Source organism: Flavobacterium sp., from assembly GCF_049318185.1.
GTDB lineage: Bacteria > Bacteroidota > Bacteroidia > Flavobacteriales > Flavobacteriaceae > Flavobacterium.
The window spans coordinates 1-25,549 of the sequence record NZ_JBMOGV010000020.1 but is presented as its reverse complement, the minus strand read 5'-3'; the positions used below and the strand labels follow the sequence as shown (position 1 = coordinate 25,549).

Genomic DNA, 25,549 nt, shown 5'->3' with positions numbered 1-25,549 from the left:
ATAATTTTTTTAAAATAAATAACCAAAATATTCTTACACTAGCATCAGGGCAAGGGTTAGTCGTTAAAATAAAATAATTCACTTAAATACTATAAAACATGAAGGCCGTTATCTTAGCAGGAGGATTAGGTACTAGAATTTCTGAAGAAACCGGAATAAAACCTAAACCTATGGTTGAAATTGGATCCAAACCAATACTATGGCACATTATGAAAATTTATTCCTCTTATGGAATAAATGATTTTATAATTTGTTGTGGTTATAAAGGGTACATAATAAAAGAATATTTTTCTAATTATTTTATTCAAATGTCTGATATAAAGTGTAATCTAAAGGAGAATCATTTAGAAATAATTCAAAATTTTTCGGAACCTTGGAATATAACCTTAGTAGAAACTGGAGATGATACAATGACAGGTGGCCGACTAAAAAGAGTGAGAAATTATTTGAAAAATGATGATATCTTTTGTTTCACATATGGTGATGGATTAGGTAATGTAAATATTTCTGAATTAATAGAGTTTCATAAAACCCATGGAGGAATTGCTACAATAACTGCTACTAGGCCACCAGGTCGATATGGCGCAATGGTTTTTGGTCAAAATAACATTGTTGATCATTTTAAAGAAAAGCCAGAAGGTGATGGTAGTTGGATTAATGGCGGTTTTTTTGTTCTAAATACAAGTGTAATAGATTTTATAGATGGCGATCATTCTAGCTGGGAAAGCGATTCTTTAACGAAAATCGCTGAAGCAGGTCAATTATTTGCATACAAACATTATGGTTTTTGGCAACCAATGGATACTTTAAGAGAAAAAAATATGTTAAATGAATTATGGAAATCTGGTAATGCACCTTGGAAAACATGGTAATCAAAAGGCAATTTTAAGGTAACATTTTATTTTACAATTCTATACATTAAAATAAAACACTCTTAAATAAATTAAAAGCGGTATCAATTTTAATTTTTCCTTTATTTTATAAATATAATAAAAAAATTACTTAAATCTTATGAATGTATTAATAACCGGAAATTTAGGATATGTAGGTCCAATTTTATGTAAAGTACTCAGAAATTATTATCCTTCAGTAAATATAGTTGGGTATGATTCTGCTTTTTTTGCCAATGACCTTGTAGATTTAGAGGTAAACCCTGAATATTTGGTAGATACTCAACATTATGGCGATATTCGAGATATTAAAGAAGATTTTTTAATTGGCATTGATTCTGTTATCCATTTGGCTGCAATTTCAAATGATCCAATGGGTGTAGAGTTTGAAAATGTAACTGAAGAAATTAATAGAAGTGCAAGTGTAAGGTTGGCTCAAATAGCTATAAATGCCGGTGTAAAAAATTTTGTTTATGCCTCTAGTTGTTCGATGTATGGTTATAGTGAGGGGGGGGCGAGGAAAGAAACTGATCCAACCAATCCATTAACTTCTTATGCAAAATCAAAAATTGGTACAGAGGAAGATGTTAAAAAGCTAAGCCTTGGGAATATGATTTTCACCAGCCTTAGGTTTGCAACAGCGTGTGGGTGGTCTCCAAGACTGCGTCTTGATCTTGTTTTAAACGATTTTGTGGCAAGCGCGATTTCAGTTTCGAAAATTACAGTTCAGAGTGATGGAAGTCCTTGGAGACCTTTGATTGATGTTGAAGATATGGCAAGGGCAATAGCATGGGCTATTCTCAGAAAGAAGGAGGAAGGAGGTCAATTTCTTGCAATTAATGCTGGTAAAAACATTAATAATTTTCAAGTTAAAGTTATTGCAGATAAAGTAGCAGAACAATTACCTGGAACAATAATTAGTATAAATGAAAATGCACCTCCTGACAAGCGTTCATATGCAGTTGATTTCTCCTTATTTGAGTCACTAGCTCCAAATTTCGTGCCTCAGATTAAATTGGAAGAATCAATAAGAAGGTTAATTTTTAATTTAAATCATCTAGGATTTAATGACAAAGATTTTAGAAATTCAAATTTTATTAGATTAAACTCACTTAGAAACCGAATAAAAAATAACAATTTAAGTACAGGATTACGTTGGATTTATAATAATTAAATAATATAAAATGAAATTTACAGCCACCCCATTAAATGACGCCTATTTAATAGATTTAGAGACAAGAGAGGATGAAAGAGGTTTTTTTGCTAGATATTTTTGCGAAAAAGAATTCTGTGATGCTGGATTAAATACAACTTGGGTACAAGTGAATAATTCACTTAGTAAAACCGTTGGTACATTGCGCGGACTTCATTATCAAATCTTGCCTCATTCCGAAGTTAAAATTGTACGTTGTATTAAAGGTGCAATATGGGATGTGATTGTAGACATGCGTAATGATTCAACTACATTTGGCCAATGGTATGGCACAGAATTGAATTCAAATAATCGAACTATGATGTATGTGCCCAAAGGTTTTGCTCATGGCTTTGTTACTCTTCAACCTGATTCTGAAATTATTTATATGGTTTCTAATAGATACGAACCTTTATCAGAACGTACTTTAATTTGGAGTGATGAAACAGTTGCTATAAATTGGCCTATAACTCCGTTAATTATTTCTGATAAAGATAAGATGGGACAACAATTTAAAGACTTAGTTAAAATATAGTTTGTATATGAGGCAAAAAATACTTGTAACTGGGGCTTCTGGTTTTGTTGGTAAGCATGTAGTCAAGTTATTATCTGAAATGGATGTTGATATAATACTTCTTATTCGCAGTGGAAGAGAGAGTTTGTTTACAAATATTTCAAATATCACACGAATTGTTTTTACAGATGATTTATTTTGTGAATCTGAAAGTTGGTTCTATGAGCAATGTAAAGAAGTTGATATAATTATTCATGCTGCTTGGTATGCTGAACCTGGAAAATACTTGCAATCAAACAAAAATATCGATTGTTTGATTGGATCAATTTCATTCGCAAAAGCTTCTATAAGGGCTGGTATTAAAAAATTTGTTGGGATTGGAACTTGTTTTGAATATAATTTCCAAAATGGTTTTTTGTCAATCAACACACCTTTGGAGCCGGCTTCTATTTATGCTTCTTCAAAAGCATCACTTTATTTTAGTTTATTTCACCTTTTCCAAAATCACTCAATTCATTTTGCGTGGTGTAGATTATTTTATCTTTTTGGCGAAGGCGAAGACGAAAGAAGGCTTGTACCATATCTTAGAAAAAAAATGATAAGCGGAGAAGTGGCCGAACTATCAAGTGGAAATCAAATTCGTGATTTTTCAAATGTTTCTGATGTGGCTAAAAAGATAGTTAAAGTAGCTCTTGGTAGTCAAACTGGACCAATAAATATTTGTACTGGAATCCCTATTACAATAAGGCAGCTAGCTGAAAACATTGCTGGCGAATACGGCAAAGTCGAACTTTTGAAATTCGGTGCTAGGCCAGATAATTTGACAGACCCACCTTGTGTAGTTGGCATTTCCAATTTAAGTTAAAAAATAAGATGTTTAATAACCCTATAATTTCAATTGGTTTACCTGTATTTAATGACGAAAAATATATAGGATATGCGATTGAATCTATCATCAATCAATCTTTTACAAATTTCGAATTAATTATATCCGATAATAATTCGAATGATCGAACTGAGGAAATTTGCAAAACATATGAACTAAAAGACAAAAGAATAAAATACTTTCGTCAAAATTGTAATATTGGACAACGAAATAATTTTGAGTTTGTTTTAAATAAATCTATGTCCGAATATTTTATGTGGGCATCATCTGATGATTATTTAGAAAAAGATTGTTTGGAAGAATTGTTTCTGACTATTTGTAACAATGTAAATTCTGTGTTAGCATTTCCAAATGTTAAACTTGTAGATGAGTCAAATATTTTTTTGGGTAAACTGAATATCAAACCCAACGATCAAAAAGAGAAAAGTAAATTATCATTTATACGATCACTGGCTTTGGGGAGTAAAAGGTGTAGTTATGTATTTTATGGACTATGGAAAACAAAAATTCTTAAAAGTTATCTTCCTCTTCCAAAATGTAGATATTATGATGGTGTCTTTGCTAACTACGTTGGTCTGCATGAAAATTTCTGTTATAGTGGAAAATATAATTGGTGTAGAAGAATATATGTTCAGTTAAATTTTGAGAGGTATGAATCAAAAGATAAAATATTATTTAAATATTATACATCAAATCTTCAATCTTTAAAAGCAATTTTCGAACTTTTGAAGATGATTGTTTATAGAAATTTTAGGATAAAATATATAAATAGATATTTAACTGTTTTATTTTTTTACTCTTATTATATTCTAGTTGGTATCTTATCCACTTCATCCTATTTACGAAGATTATCAATTTTTTTAAAAATTAAAGAAATAGGTATAACTACCGAAAAGACAAATAATAATGTCTAAAAAAAAATTTCTTAATTGATATATTATATACTAAATCTTTTTTAAAATTTAACACATATCAAGACATAACTTTATTTATATACCATAAGATAAAAAAATGAGAATTATTTTAAACACTGTCAGCCCTTTAGGAAACTATTGTTTGAGAACAATTGAGCCTGAAGAATATCTTGGTTACAATTATCAAGATTCATGCCCATGTTGCTTATCATCAAACCGAACAACATTAGCAGAAATAAAATCAGACAACAAAGACCAATTTGCTATTGGTTACTTAATATGCAACGCATGTGGACATGCATACTATAATTATGCACCAAACGAAAAGAACTCTGAAGAATTTTATCATAATCAATGGCATCGACAACTTAATATGAAAAAAGTAACTCCAGTAACCATCAAGCCAAATTATTCTATCTGGTCTCCAATTCATCATATACGGGATTTATATTTGAGCAAAGACATAAGGATATTAGACTTCGGTTGTGGTTTAGGCGACGGATTAAAGTCACTAGAACTTGAAGGATTTCACGAATTTTACGGTGTGGAGATAGGTGCAAAGCGTTTCAAACAATCGGAAAGTAATTTTCCGGGTCGTGTTGTATGGGGGTCAGTTAACGAATCAATTGCACTAGCAAAAAAAGTAGGTTTGTTTGATTTAATATTCCTTAACCATGTTGCTGAACATTTGGTTAGCCCACGAAAATTAATAATTGATCTTAGTAAACTACTATCGGATAATGGTATTATAATTGTATCCGTACCAAATGTACTAGCTGAATCGCCTATCCATTTACCATTGTATTATCCGCATTTGCATAACTATACACCCTATTCTTTTAAAGCAATTTACGATGCAGCAGGACTTAATACTTACTTGTGGGATGGGAATAATTCTCAATTGGCAGTAGCGGGTTCTAGAAAAATGATACAATCAAAAAAATATATTGTAGTAAATAGTGAAAATTTTGATTGTAAAAACAGGATAAGCAAAGCCCTTGAATATATCAAAAAGCCTTACTCATCTAATGAAGGCATTTTCAATATTAATTATTTTAATCCGGGTTTGAACAAGGGCACTAATAATGGATTCATCGTATGGAATCTTTTGGGGTCATTCTTTTTTACTTTAGGCTTAAAAGCCATAAAAGTTATATCAGGTGTATTGGCCTTTATTACTCGTCAAGAAAGAATTAAGTCTCTTGCTAAAAGTATTATAATTAAAGCAACTCAACTTCCACTAGTTAGAAGTGCCATTGTTGGAGTTGAATACATCAATGTTACAGTTGAAGATGACCAAAAAGATGCACTTACCTTTTTTACTAAAAGTAAAGGATTGACTGTTTTAGATAAATAACGAGTCCAATTAATTTTTTAATCTTGATAGGTTTCTTTAATAATATGCAACACAATTAATCTTACACAAGAATCAGATTTTCCAATAAATAATCTATTAAATTTTATTCAAGAAAATACTGACAGTTTAAATACAAACAATAAGAACACCTCTCAATTAAGTAGAGAGTAAAATAAATAAGCTATAAAAGTTGATTTTAATTTTTTTCAAACAAATTTTGCTTAATAATATTACTTATAAGGAAAATTTTTATTTGTGAGCATCGGAAGACAATTTTTTTATCAATCAAATTTAAAAAAAATAAAAAGTCGAATTATTTTTTTTATTTAATAGTTGGACACTATCAAATTATAAAAACCAATATTTATGTTAAGTATTTTAAGAAATTTTTATTCTGGTATTTTTAGTTTATATTACAAAATCAGGATGTCGAGCCTTGTACATGGGTTGTTTGTAAAAAAATATAAATATAAACAATTAAAACTCTCCTTCATGCAAGAAAGTTTGCTACGAGATCTCGAGGAGAAAGGATATTCGATGATGCACATCGATGAAATTTTTGGTGAAGGCTATTACTTAAAAAACCTGAAACCGATTGCAAATGTTGTGAAAGAAAAACTCAATAACGATTTAATGACTGAAGGTGGGGGAGACCGTTTCAAAAGAGGCAAAGATTTTGTTGCCCGTTTTTACGATGAAGATTTACCAATTTCTTTAGACGATAAAATCAACGAATTGGTCATAAATAATTTTTTCTACGATCTTGCTGTGAAACATTTGGGCTCCCATCCTCGCATAACTAATATCGATTACTGGCTCAATATTCCTAAAAAGGATGCGCCAAAAAGTTCACAGAAATGGCACCGAGATTATGAGGATCTTAAACTATTGAAAGTGTTCCTTTATCTGGGAGATGTATCATTGGAATCTGGGCCACTTTCATATATTGAATCATCACAACATACTGGTAAATTTGGCAGTCTCTTTCCAAGGAAATTTCCAAATGGCGTAGTTGTTGATGATAAAGATATCGAATCATACTTTATCAACGAAGAACAAAAAACGTTTACATTGAAGGACGGTACAATTGTTTTTGCTGATACAAGTGGCTTGCATAAAGGAGGGCATTGTATAAGTAGTGAACGTTTCCTTTACACATTCACTTACACATCGTTCGCCGGTATCTCAAAACGCAATTTTAAAATTTCTACCGACAAAGCTTTTTTTGCTGTTGAAGGTCGTAAAAAGCTTTCATTGCAGCATTAAAGCTTGTGTTATATGTGCCGTTTTTTTACATATTTAAATATAAACAATGAAAGTAATTGCATTCATTCCTGCTCGCAGTGGGTCCAAAAGAATTGTAAACAAGAATGTAAAGCAGCTCAACCAACATCCACTGATTGCCTACTCAATTATTGCCGCAATTGAGAGTGGTGTGTTTGATAAAGTAGTTTGCGTTACGGATGACGAGGAATATGCAGTAATAGCAAAATACTACGGTGCAGAAGTACCACATCTAAGACCGCAAGACATATCTGGTGATAAATCTTCTGATATTGAGTGGGTACAATGGATACTTGGCTATCTGCAAAACATAGGGGAATCTTACGACGTGTTCAGCATTCTGCGCCCAACAAACCCATTTAGGTTGTCTTCCACCATAATACGTGCCTGGAATTTTTTTTCAGATGAGGGTACGGCTGATTCATTGCGCGCAGTTCAGAAAGTAACAGAGCATCCAGGTAAGATGTGGTTGATTGATAATAGACGGATGTTTCCACTACTGCCATTCAAGAATTTAGACGTTCCATGGCATAGTTCACAATATACCTCATTACCTGAAGTATATATTCAAAATGCTAGCCTTGAAATTGCTTGGACAAAAGTGGCCCTTCAAAAAGGCAGCATAGCAGGTAATTCAATTATTCCTTTTATTAGCGAAGGCTTGGAGGGATTTGACATTAACGACCCCGAAGACTGGATCCTTGCAGAACATTTTATTAAATCAGGCGAAGGCCTATTAACTAATATACAAATCAAACCTTTTAAAAAAATATAACATGGGGGATCAAATTGGTGAAATTGTCAATGGAAAATTAATTTTCATTCCTTTTCGGGAATTTTTACGATTAATAAACTCTGATTTAAGTAGGCCTAATAAACTTAAGTTGCTTAGTTCTTTGTGTAGAGTTAATGTTTTGTATATGGTGGCAAATGCTGGTTCGGGCCACTTAGGCAGTAGTTTTAGCAGCATGGAAGTTATGAGTTTAATGCTTTCTGAAATGCATACAAAGAAAAATCATGATGAAACTTTGTCTGTCTTCTTTTCTTCAAAAGGACATGATGCCCCTGCACTTTACAGTGTAATGATTGGTTTGGGAATCCTTGATTTTTCATTTATTCATCAATTGAGACGCCTCAATGGATTACCTGGCCATCCAGACATTCATACTCCAGGAATTGTTACTAATACCGGGTCTCTGGGAATGGGCGTCTCAAAAGCAAAAGGAATGATAATAGCTGATAGGATTAAAAAGATCAGTAAAAATTATTACGTTTTAACAGGAGATGGAGAGTTGCAAGAAGGGCAATTCTGGGAATCATTGATATCTGCAAAGAACTTTAAGATGGGGGAGTTAACTGTTATTATAGACCATAACAAATTGCAATCAGATACATTTGTTAATAAAGTATCTGATTTGGGTGATCTGGAAGCAAAACTTGCATCTTTTGGATGGAAAGTATATAGAGTAGATGGAAACGATATAGAAGCATTATTGGAAGTTGTTGAGGAAGGGAAAAAGGTAACGAACCAACCAAAAGTAATAATTGCAGATACAATTAAAGGAAAGGGTGTTTCATTTATGGAACATAGTTCGCTTGATTCAGATGTAGAATATTACAAATTTCATAGTGGGGCACCAAATCCAGATAATTATGGCAAAGCAGCACTTGAATTGTTAAACGCTGCTATAGTTGAATTTGAATCTAATAGTTTAGGTGAACTTGCTTATGAAGAAATTAATCGCATTGGAATGTCCTCAGTTGTTATTGGAAAACAAGAAAAATTAGTTCAAGCTTATTCAGAAGCACTTATTTTAGAAACCGAAAAAAATAACAATATCGTTGCACTTGATGCCGATCTGATATTGGACACCGGATTGATTCCTTTTAAAGATAGATTTCCTGATCGTTTTATTGAGTGCGGAATCGCAGAGCAGGATATGGTTTCAATTGCGGGAGGAATGGCATTAAAAGGTATGCTCCCAATTGTTCATTCATTCTCTTGTTTTTTATCCAGCAGACCTAATGAACAGATGTATAATAATTCAACAGAAAAAACTAAAATTATATATGTTGGTTCATTATCTGGTTTGTTACCCGCAGGTCCTGGCCATTCTCATCAAGCCGTCAGGGATATAGCTTCAATTTCTTCAATACCAGGATTAATCGTTGTAGAGCCAAGTAATGAATTGGAAACCAAGCGTTTTGTTGAATGGGCAATTTATCAGTCTAAATCAAGTGTATATATAAGATTGGTGAGTGTTCCAATTGAATTACCCTATAGAGTTGAAGATTTACAACTCGAATTTGGTCGAGGAATATTTGTCAAGAAAGGTGTAGATTTATTAATTATTTCATACGGACCAATATTTTTAAGAAATGCATACATAGCAGCTTTAGAAATTGAAGAGAAATTTAAAATATCTGTTGGTGTTTTAAATATTCCATGGTTGAATCAAATAGACGAATTTTGGGTTTCAAAGAATATTAATCAATTTAAAAATATTGTAGTTATAGATAATCATTATTATGAAGGGGGATTAGGCCAAAGAATTGGAGCAATATTTAATAAACTTAAAATTGACAAACAGATTACTTGCATTTGTATTGATAGTATTCCTAATTCTGGACAGCCTGAGGAAGTATTAGCTTATCATAAAATGGACGTAGTTTCAATTGTTAATAGAATTTCCAAAATTTTATTAAATAGTTAGTTTTCATGAAAAACTTTAAAACTTCTTTAAAAAATATTTCCATTATTAGAAATATTGTTAGATATTCTAGAAACTTATTTGGGCAGCCAGTATGGAATTTAGACCAATCTGAAATTATTAAAAATTCTGAATCAGATAAGAATATATTATTTTGTATTGGCGGAGGGTCATATACAAGTGGCACTTTTGTAGAAAGTGTCTTAGCACAATCGATTAGATTACGTGGTGGCAAACCTCATGTTTTAATATGTGATCAGGTATTACCTGCCTGTTTTCAAACTGATATTGATTGGGATCGAAATGAAGAAAATTTTGCAAAAAATGGACCCAGTTATTTAATGTGCCAAAGTTGTTTTCGACCAGCAATTTTAATGTATAAAAAAATAGGATGTGAGGTACATAAAATGAGTGAACTTATCAGTATCAATGAAAAAAAGGAGATAGAAGTATTAATAAAAAATCTGCCTCTTAATCAAATAAAAAATTTTGAGTACAAGAATATTCCAGTTGGTGAACATGCCTTTGCAGGAGCCTTAAGATTTTATGCTAAAGCGGAATTAGATGATAAGTTTTCTGAACCAATTTTAAGGAGGTATTTAACTGCAGCAATTATAACATTAATTGTAGTTGAGAATTTATCTGGAAAATTAAAAATTATGCATGCGGTAATACATCATGGAATTTACGTGCCTCAAGGTGTTTTTGCAGAAACCTTTAAAAAGCTTGGAATACAATTTACTACTTGGCATGTTGCTTATCGAAAGTCAAGTTTTATTTTTAGCCATCAAGATACATATCACAAAACCTTAATGGATGAACCAAATATAAACTGGGAGGGTTTAAATTGGAATTCTCAACATGATAAAAAAATTATTGATTATTTGAATAGTAGATGGTATGGAACCAATGATTGGATTCATTTTCACAAGAACACACTATTTGATAAAAAAGTTTTTTTTGAGAGTTTAAATTTTAATACTGAAAAGCCTTATGTATTACTCTTGACTAATGTGATGTGGGATGCTCAGTTGCATTATCCCAATAACGCGTTTAAAAATATGTTGGAATGGATAATGGTGACAATAGATTACTTTATAAAAAGAAACGACATTCAATTAATAATTAGAGTTCACCCTGCAGAAATTACCGGCACTTTACCTTCTAGACAGAAGGTAAAAGATGAGATATTAAATGTATTCCCTACTTTACCCGATAATATATTTATTATAGATTCAGATAATCCAATAAGTACTTATGTTTTAGCAGAAGATTGTAATTCTGCTATTATATATGGAACTAAAACTGGTGTTGAGTTGGCCGCGCGAGGTGTGCCTGTTATTGTTGCTGGAGAGGCTTGGATTAGAAATAAAGGGATATCTATTGATGTTTCATCACCTAAAGACTACATAGAAAAATTGAATGAACTCCCTTTCTCTACGAAATTAGAGGATATAGTAATAAGTCGTGCAAGAAAATATGCGTATCATTATTTTTTTAGAAGAATGATACCTTTGCCTTTTTTATTAAATTCAAAAAATATAAAGCCATTTGAAATATCTATTAATTCTGGAAATAATTTTTCTGAAGGCAATTACGAAGGTCTAGATGTTATTTGTAATGGAATAATGAAAGGCTCCGAATATATCTATGAAGATGAAAACATAAATTTCAAGTAAGTTGAGATATATCAAAACTCTAAGCATTTTTTTATCATTTTTATGTTTGGCTATTTTCACCGTGAAACAAGGTAATAAATTATTTGATTATTATTATCAAATAGATATTATAACTTTTTTAATAATTAATGTTTTATTAAATGGTGCAATTTTTTCATATTTATTATCATGTGATGGCATCTCCTTAAGAGTTATTTACAGTTATTATACTTTTATTTTTATGTCTTTTGTTCCTATTTTCCAATATTTAACTGGTGTTTGGAGGTTTGGATTTGATTTTAGTTTAATTAAACCGTTTGTTTTTTTAATTAATCTAGGAAACATCTTTTATTTTATTTCTTACTATTTAAGTAGTAGAAATGAAAAGAGTTTAGTAAAAAAAGAAAAATACAAAAATTTTAGATACTCTATTTCTGAAAGAAATTTATTATTGATGTCAATTCCAATAACTATAATAGCTTTTGTTCTCATATCGGTTTATGGATTTAACCCAAGCGCCTCAATAGTAAGAACTGCTATGGGGAGTACTCATTCACCCTTTGAATCAATTTTAGAATTTATATTTCGCCCTTTAGTATTTTTTTTATTTTTATTTTCATTTATTAATCTAAAATTTGTTAGTAAAAATAAACGTTCGATTTTATTATTTCTAGTGTATCTTTTTAATATTATTTTAATAATTAATCCTCTCTCATCCGCTAGATCCATTACTTTATTTTTATATTTTCCTATATTAATAATTATTTTTCCTCCATCTCACAAAAGATCATTTTTTTATCTTTTTTTCTTACTTTTTTCAATTGCTGGATCTTTTTTCCAAACTGAATTTAGAAATTTTTTTATTACTGGTCAAGTTAAGGGATTTTCAGTAGAATACATGTTTGAGGGTCATTTTGATGGTTTTGAAATGGGGTGTCATACTTTAGCATTTGTTCACGAATCAGGAATTGAATATGGCAGGCAGCTTGGCGGAGCGTTACTTTTTTTTATTCCAAGATCAATTTGGCCGACTAAGCCAGTTGGGTCTGGAGAATATATTGGATGGGAATACCTGTCCAAACATTTTGAAGTCCTGTGGGCAAATTTTGGAATGCCATTAGTTGCCGAGGCTTATTTAAATTTTCATTTTATTGGAGTAATTATTTTTTTTCTATTTGTTGGGAGAGTATCATTTAAGCTTGATAATAAGTTTAAATCATGGCAAAATATTAATCTAAAAAATCAGATTGCAAAAAAATTTAGTTTTGATCAAAATATGATTCTCTATCCAATGTCATTAGGTTTTTTCTTATTTGCTTTAAGAGGTGATCTTTTTTCAGCATTTTCTTTTGCAACCGGTCTAGTTATTTCATTTTTAATTTCTAAAAAATTAATAATTGTAAAATGTTCTCTATAAATAAATCATTATTTTTTCTAAAAAATTTATTTTTTAGAAAAAAATCACTCGAACAATATAATAAATTATTAAATGAATCTAAATTAGGTGAAATAGATAGACAAAAATTAATTTTATCTAGAGTAAAAGCTATTTTGATTCATGCTTATAATTTTAGTGATTTTTACAAAAAAAGATTTGATCTTATTAATTTTAATCCAAAACAGTTCCAAAGTCTAGATGAGTTAAAACTAATCCCAGTTACTACAAAGATTGAATTGCGTGAAAATAATCTTCTTATTAAAAATTATGATAAAAATTTAATTGCTAAATCCACTACTGGTGGCAGCACTGGCATGCCCGTATCTGTTTTTCATGATAAATCTTTTAAAAGTGAAGTTTTTGGATGGTATATTTTAAAGCAATGGGGTGCTCACATTTCTGATAATGCAGGTTTTTTAGAAAGGTATAATCCTAGTAAAGGTTTAACAGGGCTTATTAATAAAGTAATTTGGTGGCCAACTAAAAGAGTACATCTTAATATAAATATTCTTAGTGATGAGCATTTTTTTAAATTCTACGAAAAATGTAAAAAAAATAATATTGTATATCTTGAGGGATACGTAGGTGCTGTTTACGAATTTGCACTTTTTTTAGAAAAATACAAATTAACTTTAGTAAATCTAAAATTCGTATGGACTACCTCCGCCCCTTTAAATGAAAAAGCAAGAGATAAAATGAAATTTATTTTTGGCTGCCCTATTTATGATCAATACGGCAGCTGTGAAATTAATTGGTTGGCATTTGAATGCGAAAGATGCTCAGGTTTACATTTTTTTGATTTATATAGGTACCTAGAAATTGATGAAGTCGGAAACATACTAATCACAGATCTCACAAACTATCAATTTCCTTTGATCAGATATAAGATTGGTGATAAAGTTAGTTTAAATAACTCAGTTTGTTCATGTGGAATAACATTTCCATTGATAAATAAAGTTAAAGGTAGGGAATCGGATTTAATAAGATTTATGGATGGATCTTCTGTTCCGGGTGAGTTCTTGACTACAATATTCGATGATTATCCAGAAGCGGTTATTCAATTTCAATTCATTCAAAAAAAAGATTTCTCATTGATATTAAAATTTGTACCAACTTCTGATAAAAGTAAAATTGTAGTTAATGAGGTAATAAATATTCTTAAAAAAATGTGGTTAGAAAAAAATATTATAATAGATCTTGAAGAAGTACAAAATATTCCACATGATTATGGCAAAATAAGATTTATAATTAGTGAATTATGAAGAATAGAATAGTTTTTTTTACTGATATTCCAGCTCCTTATAGGGTTGAAATGTATAATAGAATGCACGAATTAGATTATAAATTTGAGGTTTGGTATATGCAAAAAGAAGTTGTAACAAGACCAGGTTGGAAATTTTCAAATTTAATTTTAAATCATAACTTCTTAATAAATGAAGGATTTTATTATAGAATTTACAATTTTAATCTTTTTCTAAATCTAGCACTAATAAAGAAAATAATTAAAGCAGGTGATATAGATTTAATTTTAGCTTTGAGCTGGAATGACCTGGATGTGCTTATATTAAGCTTTCTAAAAAAATTTGGTATAGTTAAAGCAAAATTACATTTTTGGTCAGAAGCCAATTATTTAACAAATGGTGCTAGAAATGACAATTGGCTTAAAAAGATTACTAGAAAATTTGTTTACAATCATCCAGATACAATACAAATTTCATCTGGCAAGATGACTCAGATTACATTAGAAAAGTGGGGCATTAATGTTCATAAATCCGTACTCCTTCCTAATACTATTCAAGAAAATAAATACTCATTAAGTTATAACTTAAAAAAAGTAAGAGCTGCAAATGAAATTCCAATAGTATTCATATCTGCAAGACTAATAGAAAGATTAAAAGGTATAATTAATTTTTTATCTTCATTTAGTAAAAAAGATTTTGAAAAATTCAAAATAATATTAGCAGGATCAGGTAATGATAAAGGTAAAATTGAAGAATATATAAGTGAAAGAGGAATTGATAATCATATTATATTAACTGGAGAATGTGATGTGAACGAAATGATAAATTTATATGCGAGAGCTAATATTTTTTGTTTGCCATCTTTTGCAGATCCAAGCCCATTATCAATAATAGAAGCTTTAAAAATGGAGTTACCTTTACTGGTTTCCAACAGATGCGGTAATCATTTTGAAGCTGTCCAAAACGGACTTAATGGTTATACTTTTGATCCTGATAATAAATTAGAAATCAGGGAAAGTCTAATGAGACTTTTAGAACAAAGAGAAAAATGGGAGGAAATGGGGGATAATAGTTTAAGTATTTACGATTCTTTTTTTTCAAAAGATCTAGTAATAAATAACTTTTTTTCATCATTCTGCACGCTTTCAAAAAAAGATATATGATTGTAGGTATAAATGCATCACGTGCACGTTCTGGTGGGGCAGTGTCGCACCTAGTTGGAATCATAACAGAAATAGATTGGATTGAAAATTCTGATCTTGAAATTCATATTTGGACCCATAAAGGATTGTCCAAGAAGCTTCCTTCTCATCCTTTCATAAAACTTCATATAAGTGAAGCTTTTGAGCAATCAATTGTAAAGCAAATTATTTGGGAGAAATTTATACTTCCAAGAGAATTAAAAAAGTATAAATGCGACATTCTGCTTAATATTGATGCAGGATCCGTAGCGCGTTACTCCAAAATGGTGACAATGAGCAGAGACATGCTTTCATATGAACCTGGTGAAATGGACCGTTTCCGTTTTTCTGTAGAAAAAATTAGGTTAATCTTACTTAAATATATTCAGAATTCATCATTGCGTGCATCAAACGGTGTAGTTTTTCTTACACATTATGCAGGAAAAGTTATACAGGAATCGTGCGGTAAACTTAGAAACGTGATTTATATACCTCATGGTGTAGGTAAAGAATTTCTTCTTGCGAAAAAAGCAGATCATTTTAACCTATTATTAAAGAAAACAGTAGATATTTTGTATGTTTCAAATATAGCTCCTTATAAACATCAATGGAATGTTGTACGTGGAATAGCAAACTTGCGTAGCAAAGGATTTGATGTCAGGCTTACACTTACGGGCGGCGGTCATGTTGATTCGTTAACCGGTTCTCAAAGAAAATTAGACGAAGCTTTAGAAGAATGTGACCCAAATAGAAAATTTGTAAAAATACTTGGATACGTTAGCCAGTCTGATTTGCCTCAAATACTTTGCTCGGCAGATATATTTGTATTTGCTTCAAGTTGTGAAAATATGCCTAATACACTTATTGAAGCAATGAGTGTTGGTTTACCAATTGCATGTTCTAATCGCGGCCCAATGCCTGAGGTACTTAAAGATGCTGGAGTATATTTTAATCCAGATTGTCCAATATCTATTGCAAATTCTATTGAATCATATTTAAAAGATGAGTTACTTGTTCATAATAATGCTATAAACGCAAATCAGCTTTCTAGAAATTATTCTTGGGAAAGATGTTCACGTGAAACTTTTGCATTTTTGCGAAAAGTTAATAAATTAAAAAAATATAATTAAAGATGGTTTATCAGATATGTTCACAAACAATTATGGATACCACTGATCCAAGTATTAAATTCAACGAAAGAGGTGAAAGCGATTACTATACTAATTATATAGAAACTATTTTACCAAATTGGAATACTGATAAAAAAGGCTTTACAGAATTAATGAAAATAGCTGAAAAGATAAAAAAGAATAGTAACGGCAGAGATTTTGACTGTATAATTGGTTTAAGTGGGGGCTTGGATAGTTCTTATGTAGCTTATGTTGCAAAAGAAATCATGGGTCTTAAACCATTACTTTTTCACGTAGATGCAGGATGGAATACTGACAAAGCTGTCGGAAATATTGAAAAATTATGTAACGGTTTAGGATTAGATTTGTTTACAGAGGTTATAAATTGGGAAGAGATGAAGGATTTGCAAGTCGCGTTTCTAAAATCTCAAATTGCTGATCAAGATTTACCACAAGACTATGCCTTCTTTTCTGCTTTATATAAATTTGCTCGAAAAAATAAAATTAAGTATGTACTGACTGGTGGTAATTTTTCTACCGAATGTTGTAGGGAGCCAGAAGAGTGGGGTGGCTTTCCTGGCATTGATACTTTATTAGTTAAGGATATTCATTCTAAATTTGGGAAAAGACATTTAAAGACTTTTCCACTGGTTGATATACTAACCTACAAATTATTTTATAGATACATTTTAGGAATGCAGATTTTTAAGCCACTTAATTTAATTCCATACATTAAGGTAGATGCCGAAAAATTATTGATGGACAAATTTGGATGGGAATCGTTTCAGCATAAGCATCACGAATCACGTTTTACGCGTTTTTACGAAGATTTTTGGCTTCCAAGAAAATTTGGATTTGAGAAGCGTCGGGCTCATTTTTCTAGCTTAATTTTAACTGGACAAATGACCCGTGATGAGGCATTGGTACGTATTTCTAAACCTGAATTACCAGAAGAATTTTTGCAAAAGGAATTTGACTATGTTGCTGATAAATTAGACTTAACTAGAAGCGAGTTACAAGCAATTTTTGATGGTGAAAATAAAACTTTTCATGATTATAAAAATAAAATCAAATTGATAGGTTTTGGTGCTAAAATGATGCAAAATTTAGGACTTGAAAAACGCCTTTTTAGATGATTACATTAATTGATTACGGTGTTGGAAATATATTTGCTTTTCAAAATGTTTACAAAAGATTAAATATCCCCACCAAAATTGCTAAAACACACGAAGATTTATCAGATGCAAAAAAATTGATTCTACCGGGAGTTGGATCATTTGATTATGCTATGGGACAACTGAATGCTTCTGGTATGCGTGAAAAATTGGATGAGTTAGTACTTGAGAAAAAAGTTCCTGTTATAGGAATTTGTGTAGGAATGCAGATGATGGGCAACCGAAGCGATGAAGGTAAATTAGAAGGCTTGAAATGGATTGATTCAGAGATATTGAAATTTGATGAAAACTTAATTTTGCAACGCACTAAACTTCCGCACATGGGTTGGAATGATGTGGCTCCTGTTAAGAATCACCCACTCTTTGTTGGATTAGAAAAAGAAGCTATTTTTTATTTTTTACATTCATTTTATTTCAAATGTAATAATCCAGCAGATTGTATTGCTGTCTCTGATTATGGTTTATCTTTTTCTTCTGCTGTCAATAAAGACAATATATACGGAATTCAATTTCATCCTGAAAAAAGTCATCAATACGGTGAAAAATTATTACACAATTTTGCAAAGCTCTAAGAATGTTACGTCCTAGAATTATTCCAAGTTTATTACTTCACGATAAGGGTTTAGTTAAAACAGTAAACTTTAAATCTCCCAAATATGTAGGAGATCCCATAAATGCGGTTCGAATATTTAATGAAAAGGAGGTTGATGAATTAGCTTTTTTTGATATCGATGCTACAGCTCTTAATAAAGAACCAGATTATATATTAATCGAAAAATTAGCTAACCAGTCGCGAATGCCTTTATGTTATGGTGGTGGAGTAAAGACTGTTGAACAAGCTCAAAAAATATTTGGTCTAGGTGTAGAGAAAATTGCTTTTAGCAGTGCAGTTATTCAAAACCCTCATTTAGTTACTCAAATAGCTGATCGTGTAGGTTCGCAGAGTATTATTGTTGTTTTAGATATTAAGAAAAAATTATTAGGTGGGTATGAAATTTATACTCATAACGGTAAAAAATCTACTGGAATTAATCCCATTAAATTCGCGAAAGAATTGGAACAGTTAGGAGCTGGTGAAATTATCATCAATTCAATTGATCAGGATGGTGCAATGAAGGGTTATGATATGAATTTGATTGATAAAATAGCTGAAACGATTTCTATTCCTTTGACAGTTTTAGGTGGGGCGGGATCTCTTGCTGATATAGAAAAAGTGATTGATAAACATGGAGTGATTGGAGTAGCTTCAGGAAGTCTTTTTGTATTCAAAGGGCCTTACAAAGCTGTTTTAATCAATTATCCTACTCAAATAGAAAAAAATAAAATTTTTAAAATCAATAAAAGTGGAAATACAGAATAAAGTTCTTCTAATAACAGGAGGCACAGGTTCTTTTGGGAATGCAGTATTGCAACGTTTTTTGGTTACTGATCATTTTAAAGAAATTAGAATTTTTTCTCGTGACGAGAAAAAACAAGATGATATGCGTAATCAATTAAAGAATCCCAAGTTAAAATTTTTCATTGGTGATGTTAGAGATTATGATAGTGTTGAGCCAGCAACACGTGGTGTTGATTATATATTTCATGCTGCAGCATTAAAGCAAGTGCCGTCATGCGAGTTTTTCCCAATGCAGGCTGTAAAAACTAATGTTGAAGGAACTCAAAATGTAATACGTGCAGCAGGATTTAATGGGGTAAAAAAAGTGATTTGCCTGAGCACAGATAAGGCGGCCTATCCAATTAATGCTATGGGTATTTCTAAAGCAATGATGGAAAAGGTAGCAATAGCGGAGTCCAGGAATTTACAAAATACGATTGTTTGTTTAACACGATATGGAAATGTAATGGCGTCTAGAGGTTCTGTTATTCCACTTTTTATCAATCAAATAAAAGCTGGTCTTCCATTAACAATTACCGATCTCAATATGACGCGTTTTTTAATGAGTTTAAATGATGCGGTAGATTTGGTTTTATTTGCTTTTGAGAATGGAAATCAAGGAGATTTGTTTGTTAATAAAGCACCTGCGGCAACTATTGGTGATTTAGCTCAAGCCATAAAAGAATTAGCAAAAGTTGATAATGAAATTTATATCATTGGAACACGCCATGGCGAAAAATTGTATGAAACGTTGTGTACGAGAGAAGAGATGGTAAAAGCCGAAGACATGGGCGATTTCTATCGAGTTCCTGCGGATAATCGGGATTTGAATTATTCGATGTATTTTTCGGAGGGGGAGAAAAATTTGACTGAAATTGAAGATTACCACTCTCATAATACAGAAAGATTGAATGTGGAAGGAGTAAAAAATCTTATTTCCAAATTGGCACTGGTTAAAAAAGAATTGTTTGGGGAAGAAGTTGCTGATTTTTTGGTGTAAGCACTTGTTTTCGAAGTCAAAATAATAAAAAAATTACAATGATTAAGGTTGGGATTACTGGAAGTAAGGGTTTTGTAGGATATCACTTGTATCAAACCTTAGCGTTGCGTAAAGATGAATTTTCTCTAATTGAGTTTGATAGAAGCTTTTTTGATGATAACCAAACTTTGGACGCTTTTGTCTCATCATGTGATGTGATTGTTCATTTGGCTGCCTTAAATCGTCATAATGATCCTCAACTCATTTATGAAACCAACACCTTATTAGTTAAAAGTCTAGTTGCTTCACTAAAGAGGACTGCGAGTAAGGCCCATTTAATTATTTCATCTTCCACTCAAGAAGAACGTGATAATCTATATGGGAAGTCTAAAAAAGAGGGTAGATTGCTGCTTTCTGAATGGGCTAATCAATGTGGCGGTAGCTTATCCGGCTTAGTTATACCGAATGTTTTTGGACCTTTTGGCCATCCCAACTATAATTCCGTAATTGCTACTTTTTGTCATCAAATAGCTAGGGATGAAACACCCAAAATTGATGTTGATGGAGAATTAAAATTGATTTATGTAGGGGAATTAGTTGAAGAAATCCTAAACGTTATATGTAATAATGATAATACCCATGAACTAATAATCCCATGCACTGCTGAAGCCAAAGTTTCCGAAATATTATCTTTATTACAATATTTCCGAAAATCATATCAAGATGATAGGGAGATACCAGTATTGGTGAACGATTTTGAGCACAAGCTTTTCAATACCTATCGTTGTTATATGGATTTGGCAAACTATTTCCCAAAGAAATTTGTACAGCATGCAGATAATAGAGGTGCATTTGTTGAAATTGCCCGTCAAGGAATTCCTGGTCAAACGTCTTTTTCAACCACGTTACCTGGAATAACAAGAGGTAATCACTTTCATACTAGAAAAATTGAACGTTTTGCGGTAATTAAAGGAAAGGCATTAATTCAGCTTAGAAGAATTGGTACTGATGAGGTTCATGATTTTTATTTAGATGGAGATGAACCGGCTTATGTTGATATGCCAATATGGCACACACATAATATAAAAAATATCGGTGAAGATATACTTTATACGATTTTTTGGATCAATGAACCCTTTGATTCGAATGATCCTGACACATATTTTGAAATAGTATAATAATGAAAAAATTAAAAGTAGTTACTGTAGTTGGCACACGTCCTGAAATCATTAGGTTATCTCGTGTTATGGCTGCTCTTGATAATAGCCCTGCAATTGAACATATTATTGTCCATACAGGTCAAAATTACGATTATGAATTAAATCAAATTTTCTTTGATGATTTAGGAATTCGTAAGCCAGATTATTTTTTAAATGCTGCCGGCAAAACAGCTACTGAGACTGTAGGGAGTATTTTAATAAAAATAGATCCATTATTAGGAGAATTATGTCCAGATGCTTTTTTGGTTTTGGGTGATACTAATAGCTGTTTATGTGCTATCCCTGCTAAAAAACGTCATATCCCTATTTTTCATATGGAAGCGGGTAATAGATGTTTTGATCAACGAGTACCTGAAGAAACAAATAGAAAAATTGTTGATCATATTTCGGATGTTAACTTAACCTACAGTGATATTGCCAGAGAATATTTGTTAAGGGAGGGTTTACCAGCAGATCGGATTATAAAAACTGGTTCACCAATGTTTGAGGTTTTAAATCATTATCTTCCTTCAATAGAATCTTCAGATGTATTATCGAAGCTAAGCCTCAACAAATATGAATATTTTGTTGTTTCAGCTCATAGGGAGGAAAATATAAGTAATCCAGAAAACTTCAGCAATTTGATGCAAAGTTTAAATCAAATTGCTGATGTGTATCATTTCCCTATAATTGTGAGTACGCATCCAAGAACTCAGAAGATGATTGATAAAATGCAGATTCAGATGCGACCAGAAGTCAAATTTTTGAAACCCATGGGTTTTAACGATTACAATGCACTTCAATTGTATTCAAAATCTGTCCTTTCTGATAGTGGTACTATTTCAGAGGAATCTTCTACACTTAATTTTCCTGCATTAAACTTGCGTCAGGCACATGAAAGACCTGAAGCAATGGAGGAAGCGTCTGTCATGATGGTTGGTCTTAATCCGGAGAGAATTTTACAAGCTTTAGTCCTATTAGAAACTCAAAAGAGAGGGGAGGAAAGATCATTTAGAAGGGTTGCAGATTATTCCATGCCAAATGTTTCTGATAAAATGGTTAGAATAATCATAAGCTATATTGATTATATCAAAAGAGTAGTTTGGAGCCAAGAAATTTAAAAAGGGTACTAATTCATTCTATAGTATTCAGTCCTGATGGGGTATCAACGGCCTACTTATATAATGATATTGCCTTAGGACTGGTCGATAATGGATTTGATGTGGTGGTTTTAACAACTACACCACATTATAATTTGATTGAATCAGAACTTGAAAAACAGCCACTTTCAAAGAAATTATTTGGTTTATATTATGTAAGTTATTTCAATGGAATTCGTGTTTATCATATTCCACTAAAAAAATATAAAAGCACGTCAAAGCGTATAATTTCATTTGTTTATTGGCATCTAGCCTCTTTAATTTTAGGATTAACACTAAAGAAGATCAATTTTATTCTAAGTCCTTCGCCTCCATTAAGTATAGGTTTTATCTCTTTTTTGATTTCAAAAATCAAAGGAGCAAAAGCAATTTATAATGTTCAGGAAATCTATCCAGATTTATTAATAAATCAAGGAAGTTTAAATTCCTCATTAATTATAAATTTGCTAAAGAAATTTGAAAAATTTATTTATAATAACTCCGATGCGGTAGTTACAATTGACAATGTTTTTTATTCTACGATTCTTCCAAGATTTAGAGATTCTAGAAAACTACATATAATTCCAAATTTTGTTGATACAGACTTATATATGCCTTTGAAAACTCAACAAATACTTCCTTCAATATTTGGCGAAAAAAATGGTAAAATAAAGATATTATACGCAGGCAATATTGGGTTTTTTCAAGATTGGGGACCAGTATTATTTGCAGCCAAAGAACTTTTAGATGAAAATATTGAGTTTTGGATAATAGGGGAAGGAGTTCAAAAGGAATTTTTAGAAAAGGAAGTGCAGGATCTTAATTTAACTAATGTTCGAATATTTCCTTATCAAAGCAGGGAACTTATTCCTATTATAAATAATTACGCAGATATACATTTTATTGCAATAAATCAGCAAATGGAACAAGAAGGATTTCCTTCTAAAGTATATACAATAATGGCTTGTGCAAAGCCCTTAGTAGTTGTTACAGGAGAAAAGACACCATTATTTAATTTTTTGAAAGGAAATAATTGCGCAGAGATTGTTACGTCTGATAGAAATCTCAATTTCACTAATTCAATTAGAAAATTAGCAAACAATAAAGCATTGAGAGAAGAAATGGGCATTAATGGATATAATGAAATTATTAAAAATTATTCTAAAAAAGTAGTTGTATCGAGATATGCTAATCTACTTAACTCATTATAGTGTTTTAGTATGACTAGTATATTTATAACAGGTAGTTTTGGATTTGTAGGGTCAAATTTATTTGAATATTTAAAATGCATTTTTATTTTCTTTAAATATCAAAGAGAGGCGCCAATTGAAATTAATCAAGATATAGTCATACATCTTGCCGGCAAAGCTCACGATCTAAAAAAAACTTCAAATTCAGACGAATATTACCAAGTTAATACGGAATTAACCAAAAAAGTATTTGATGCCTTTTTAGCTTCCAACGCTAAAGTATTTATTACTCTGAGTTCAGTTAAAGCAGTGGGTGATGAAGTGTATGGAGTTTTAACAGAAGAACAAACTTCTAATCCAATTACTCATTACGGGAAAAGTAAATTACTAGCAGAGCAATATATTTTATCAAAACAAATTCCTGAAGGTAAGCGAGTTTATATTCTAAGACCATGCATGATTCATGGACCAGGAAACAAGGGTAATTTAAACTTACTGTATAAATTAGTTTCTAATGGTATTCCCTGGCCATTAGGTTCATTCGGTAATAAACGTTCCTTCTGTAGTATTGATAATCTAATGTTTATTATTAAAGAATTGATTGATCGTAAGGACATTCCTTCAGGAGTGTACAATGTAGCAGATGACGAAGCCCTTTCTACAAATGAAGTAATTTCATTACTTGCGGTATCACAAAACAGAAAACCAAAGATTTGGATCTTACCTAAAGGCTTAATAAAAGCATTCGCCAAATTGGGAGATTTGCTTCAATTACCGCTCACAACCGAAAGGCTACAAAAATTAACAGAATCGTATGTCGTAAGTAATCAAAAGATAAAGTCTGCCATTGGTAAAAACTTGCAAGTTTCTGCAAAGGATGGTTTATTAAAAACATTTAATTCTTTTCATACTAATGTTCAATAGACCATTAGCCTTATTTCTTCTTGTTTTTCTTTCCCCTTTATTCTTAATTGTGGCATTGATCATTCTTATTGAGGACGGTTTTCCAGTATTCTTTAAACAAAAAAGGGTAGGCATTAATTATTCATACTTCTACATCTTTAAATTTAGAAGCATGAAGAAAAATACGCCAAATGTTGCAACACATCTTTTAACTAATCCAGATCAATATTTACTTAAAATAGGAAAGTTCATAAGAAGAACTAGTTTAGATGAGCTCCCTAATTTAATTAACATACTTAAAGGGGAAATGGTTTTTGTAGGACCTAGGCCTGCATTATATAATCAGGACGATTTAATGGCATTGCGTATCGCAACCGGAGTTGATAAATTAAAGCCGGGTATTACAGGTTGGGCTCAAATAAATGGTAGAGATGAAATATCAATTTCAGAGAAAGTAAAGCTTGAGCAAGAGTATCTTTATAAAAAATCATTTCTTTTTGATTTAGAAATTTTAATAAAAACATTTACTAATGTGATATTTAGTAAGGGTGTTAGTCACTAATTTTTGACTAAATAAAATAGTCTTCCTATAATTTCTCTTATACCTGTTTCGGTTAACTCTGTATTCCCAGCACTTGGTAGAAAAGCCATTAACGTTATTGTATTATTTCTACTAGCTTTAAAATCTACTTTATAAGGAATTACAATAAATCCTTGTTTCTCAAAGAGCATCTTCGCTCTATACATATGAAAAGCCGACGTTACAAGTATAATTCTTTTACTTGGGCTTATTAGTTCATTTACAGCCACTGCTTCGTCTGCAGTATTCTCCACATCTTTCGTTACAAATATTTTTTCGGTTGGTATGCCATTTGAAATAGCATATTCCTTTAACACATCTCCCTCTGTTTTCTTTGCCTTGTTCCATGGCATTTTACCTCCGGTAAATACAAGCTTTTGAGCCTTATCTGCTTTAAATAAAGCAATCCCTCCAAAAAACCTATCTGGGTCTCCCCATTCTATGAAGGTTGAATCTCCCACTTCATTTATTATCAACATTCCACTTAGCACTACTATTGCATCTGCGCTATCTAAAGCGCTTATTGGCTTTCTGTATTCACTACCTTCGACTAGTTTAATGCATATTCCACTCAAACTGAGCCACTATTCCGCTGAAACTGAGCCACCCG

Annotated in this window: 24 protein-coding genes; 23 read left to right on the top strand and 1 reads right to left on the bottom strand. The window is 31.4% G+C overall.

Translation table 11 applies throughout. From position 1 onward, the window contains the following. Window positions 1-98 precede the first annotated feature (98 nt). The 23 genes from rfbF to ACOYLT_RS03355 all read left to right on the top strand — a co-directional run bounded on the left by rfbF (window position 99) and on the right by ACOYLT_RS03355 (window position 24,921). Window positions 99-872, top strand: a complete 774-nt coding sequence (rfbF, locus tag ACOYLT_RS03465) for a glucose-1-phosphate cytidylyltransferase (RefSeq protein WP_422852453.1) — start codon at window positions 99-101, stop codon at window positions 870-872. Window positions 873-1,011: 139 nt separating this feature from the next. Beyond that, window positions 1,012-2,064 carry an NAD-dependent epimerase/dehydratase family protein gene (locus tag ACOYLT_RS03460; protein WP_422852452.1) on the top strand — a complete coding sequence of 351 codons (1,053 nt, stop codon included), beginning with the start codon at window positions 1,012-1,014 and terminating at the stop codon, window positions 2,062-2,064. A gap of 10 nt (window positions 2,065-2,074) precedes the next feature. Further along, entirely contained in the window at window positions 2,075-2,617 is a 543-nt protein-coding gene (rfbC, locus tag ACOYLT_RS03455) for a dTDP-4-dehydrorhamnose 3,5-epimerase (RefSeq protein ID WP_422852451.1), read from the top strand. Window positions 2,618-2,624: 7 nt separating this feature from the next. After that, window positions 2,625-3,461, top strand: coding sequence for an NAD-dependent epimerase/dehydratase family protein (locus ACOYLT_RS03450; RefSeq protein WP_422852450.1), 837 nt, complete (start codon window positions 2,625-2,627; stop codon window positions 3,459-3,461). Window positions 3,462-3,469: 8 nt separating this feature from the next. Next, window positions 3,470-4,396, top strand: a complete 927-nt coding sequence (locus ACOYLT_RS03445) for a glycosyltransferase family 2 protein (protein ID WP_422852449.1) — start codon at window positions 3,470-3,472, stop codon at window positions 4,394-4,396. 97 nt (window positions 4,397-4,493) lie between these two features. After that, the gene (locus ACOYLT_RS03440) at window positions 4,494-5,753 is read left to right on the top strand and encodes a class I SAM-dependent methyltransferase (RefSeq protein WP_422852448.1); all 1,260 of its coding nucleotides are present in this window, start codon (window positions 4,494-4,496) and stop codon (window positions 5,751-5,753) included. A gap of 504 nt (window positions 5,754-6,257) precedes the next feature. Beyond that, entirely contained in the window at window positions 6,258-7,019 is a 762-nt protein-coding gene (locus ACOYLT_RS03435) for a hypothetical protein (RefSeq protein WP_422852447.1), read from the top strand. 46 nt (window positions 7,020-7,065) lie between these two features. Then, complete coding sequence (locus tag ACOYLT_RS03430; protein WP_422852446.1) at window positions 7,066-7,812, top strand: cytidylyltransferase domain-containing protein; 747 nt, start codon at window positions 7,066-7,068, stop codon at window positions 7,810-7,812. 1 nt (window position 7,813) lies between these two features. Continuing rightward, window positions 7,814-9,751, top strand: coding sequence for a transketolase C-terminal domain-containing protein (locus ACOYLT_RS03425; protein ID WP_422852445.1), 1,938 nt, complete (start codon window positions 7,814-7,816; stop codon window positions 9,749-9,751). A 5-nt stretch (window positions 9,752-9,756) separates the two neighbouring features. After that, window positions 9,757-11,427: a capsule biosynthesis protein gene (locus tag ACOYLT_RS03420; RefSeq protein WP_422852444.1), complete on the top strand. Its 1,671-nt coding sequence runs from the start codon at window positions 9,757-9,759 to the stop codon at window positions 11,425-11,427. A 1-nt stretch (window position 11,428) separates the two neighbouring features. Beyond that, window positions 11,429-12,823 (top strand): O-antigen polymerase, encoded by a 1,395-nt coding sequence (locus ACOYLT_RS03415; protein ID WP_422852443.1) that lies wholly within the window; start codon window positions 11,429-11,431, stop codon window positions 12,821-12,823. Then, window positions 12,811-14,106, top strand: coding sequence for a phenylacetate--CoA ligase family protein (locus tag ACOYLT_RS03410; RefSeq protein ID WP_422852442.1), 1,296 nt, complete (start codon window positions 12,811-12,813; stop codon window positions 14,104-14,106). The genes ACOYLT_RS03415 and ACOYLT_RS03410 overlap by 13 nt, the downstream gene beginning before the upstream one ends. Then, window positions 14,103-15,248: a glycosyltransferase family 4 protein gene (locus tag ACOYLT_RS03405; protein ID WP_422852441.1), complete on the top strand. Its 1,146-nt coding sequence runs from the start codon at window positions 14,103-14,105 to the stop codon at window positions 15,246-15,248. The genes ACOYLT_RS03410 and ACOYLT_RS03405 overlap by 4 nt, the downstream gene beginning before the upstream one ends. After that, window positions 15,245-16,396, top strand: a complete 1,152-nt coding sequence (locus tag ACOYLT_RS03400) for a glycosyltransferase family 4 protein (RefSeq protein ID WP_422852440.1) — start codon at window positions 15,245-15,247, stop codon at window positions 16,394-16,396. Before ACOYLT_RS03405 ends, ACOYLT_RS03400 begins: the two co-directional genes overlap by 4 nt. 2 nt (window positions 16,397-16,398) lie before the next feature. Continuing rightward, a complete protein-coding gene (locus tag ACOYLT_RS03395) occupies window positions 16,399-17,532 on the top strand; it encodes an N-acetyl sugar amidotransferase (RefSeq protein WP_422852439.1) in 1,134 nt (377 codons plus the stop codon). After that, a complete protein-coding gene (hisH, locus tag ACOYLT_RS03390; RefSeq protein ID WP_422852438.1) occupies window positions 17,529-18,143 on the top strand; it encodes an imidazole glycerol phosphate synthase subunit HisH in 615 nt (204 codons plus the stop codon). Before ACOYLT_RS03395 ends, hisH begins: the two co-directional genes overlap by 4 nt. A gap of 2 nt (window positions 18,144-18,145) precedes the next feature. After that, window positions 18,146-18,931, top strand: a complete 786-nt coding sequence (locus ACOYLT_RS03385; RefSeq protein ID WP_422852437.1) for an AglZ/HisF2 family acetamidino modification protein — start codon at window positions 18,146-18,148, stop codon at window positions 18,929-18,931. Beyond that, entirely contained in the window at window positions 18,915-19,949 is a 1,035-nt protein-coding gene (locus ACOYLT_RS03380) for a polysaccharide biosynthesis protein (RefSeq protein ID WP_422852436.1), read from the top strand. Before ACOYLT_RS03385 ends, ACOYLT_RS03380 begins: the two co-directional genes overlap by 17 nt. 38 nt (window positions 19,950-19,987) lie before the next feature. Further along, window positions 19,988-21,106, top strand: a complete 1,119-nt coding sequence (locus ACOYLT_RS03375) for an NAD-dependent epimerase/dehydratase family protein (RefSeq protein ID WP_422852435.1) — start codon at window positions 19,988-19,990, stop codon at window positions 21,104-21,106. 2 nt (window positions 21,107-21,108) lie between these two features. Next, window positions 21,109-22,248, top strand: coding sequence for a non-hydrolyzing UDP-N-acetylglucosamine 2-epimerase (gene wecB, locus ACOYLT_RS03370; RefSeq protein WP_422852434.1), 1,140 nt, complete (start codon window positions 21,109-21,111; stop codon window positions 22,246-22,248). Further along, window positions 22,230-23,477, top strand: a complete 1,248-nt coding sequence (locus tag ACOYLT_RS03365) for a glycosyltransferase family 4 protein (protein ID WP_422852433.1) — start codon at window positions 22,230-22,232, stop codon at window positions 23,475-23,477. The genes wecB and ACOYLT_RS03365 overlap by 19 nt, the downstream gene beginning before the upstream one ends. Before the next feature lie 9 nt (window positions 23,478-23,486). After that, on the top strand, window positions 23,487-24,380 hold the full coding sequence (locus tag ACOYLT_RS03360) for an NAD-dependent epimerase/dehydratase family protein (protein ID WP_422852432.1): 894 nt from the start codon (window positions 23,487-23,489) through the stop codon (window positions 24,378-24,380). After that, window positions 24,370-24,921 (top strand): sugar transferase, encoded by a 552-nt coding sequence (locus tag ACOYLT_RS03355; RefSeq protein ID WP_422852431.1) that lies wholly within the window; start codon window positions 24,370-24,372, stop codon window positions 24,919-24,921. The genes ACOYLT_RS03360 and ACOYLT_RS03355 overlap by 11 nt, the downstream gene beginning before the upstream one ends. On the opposite strand, the gene ACOYLT_RS03350 is transcribed toward ACOYLT_RS03355, so the two are convergent. Next, window positions 24,918-25,514 carry a YdcF family protein gene (locus tag ACOYLT_RS03350; RefSeq protein WP_422852430.1) on the bottom strand — a complete coding sequence of 199 codons (597 nt, stop codon included), beginning with the start codon at window positions 25,512-25,514 and terminating at the stop codon, window positions 24,918-24,920. The two genes, ACOYLT_RS03355 and ACOYLT_RS03350, sit on opposite strands and share 4 nt — an antisense overlap. Window positions 25,515-25,549: the final 35 nt, after the last annotated feature.

Bases quoted from the DNA above. Each gene is read 5' to 3' on its own strand.
- rfbF (WP_422852453.1), top strand. From the start codon at position 99: ATGAAGGCCGTTATCTTAGCAGGAGGATTAGGTACTAGAATTTCTGAA.
- ACOYLT_RS03460 (WP_422852452.1), top strand. From the start codon at position 1,012: ATGAATGTATTAATAACCGGAAATTTAGGATATGTAGGTCCAATTTTA.
- rfbC (WP_422852451.1), top strand. From the start codon at position 2,075: ATGAAATTTACAGCCACCCCATTAAATGACGCCTATTTAATAGATTTA.
- ACOYLT_RS03450 (WP_422852450.1), top strand. From the start codon at position 2,625: ATGAGGCAAAAAATACTTGTAACTGGGGCTTCTGGTTTTGTTGGTAAG.
- ACOYLT_RS03445 (WP_422852449.1), top strand. From the start codon at position 3,470: ATGTTTAATAACCCTATAATTTCAATTGGTTTACCTGTATTTAATGAC.
- ACOYLT_RS03440 (WP_422852448.1), top strand. From the start codon at position 4,494: ATGAGAATTATTTTAAACACTGTCAGCCCTTTAGGAAACTATTGTTTG.
- ACOYLT_RS03430 (WP_422852446.1), top strand. From the start codon at position 7,066: ATGAAAGTAATTGCATTCATTCCTGCTCGCAGTGGGTCCAAAAGAATT.
- ACOYLT_RS03425 (WP_422852445.1), top strand. From the start codon at position 7,814: ATGGGGGATCAAATTGGTGAAATTGTCAATGGAAAATTAATTTTCATT.
- ACOYLT_RS03420 (WP_422852444.1), top strand. From the start codon at position 9,757: ATGAAAAACTTTAAAACTTCTTTAAAAAATATTTCCATTATTAGAAAT.
- ACOYLT_RS03410 (WP_422852442.1), top strand. From the start codon at position 12,811: ATGTTCTCTATAAATAAATCATTATTTTTTCTAAAAAATTTATTTTTT.
- ACOYLT_RS03405 (WP_422852441.1), top strand. From the start codon at position 14,103: ATGAAGAATAGAATAGTTTTTTTTACTGATATTCCAGCTCCTTATAGG.
- ACOYLT_RS03400 (WP_422852440.1), top strand. From the start codon at position 15,245: ATGATTGTAGGTATAAATGCATCACGTGCACGTTCTGGTGGGGCAGTG.
- ACOYLT_RS03395 (WP_422852439.1), top strand. From the start codon at position 16,399: ATGGTTTATCAGATATGTTCACAAACAATTATGGATACCACTGATCCA.
- hisH (WP_422852438.1), top strand. From the start codon at position 17,529: ATGATTACATTAATTGATTACGGTGTTGGAAATATATTTGCTTTTCAA.
- ACOYLT_RS03385 (WP_422852437.1), top strand. From the start codon at position 18,146: ATGTTACGTCCTAGAATTATTCCAAGTTTATTACTTCACGATAAGGGT.
- ACOYLT_RS03375 (WP_422852435.1), top strand. From the start codon at position 19,988: ATGATTAAGGTTGGGATTACTGGAAGTAAGGGTTTTGTAGGATATCAC.
- wecB (WP_422852434.1), top strand. From the start codon at position 21,109: ATGAAAAAATTAAAAGTAGTTACTGTAGTTGGCACACGTCCTGAAATC.
- ACOYLT_RS03360 (WP_422852432.1), top strand. From the start codon at position 23,487: ATGACTAGTATATTTATAACAGGTAGTTTTGGATTTGTAGGGTCAAAT.
- ACOYLT_RS03355 (WP_422852431.1), top strand. From the start codon at position 24,370: ATGTTCAATAGACCATTAGCCTTATTTCTTCTTGTTTTTCTTTCCCCT.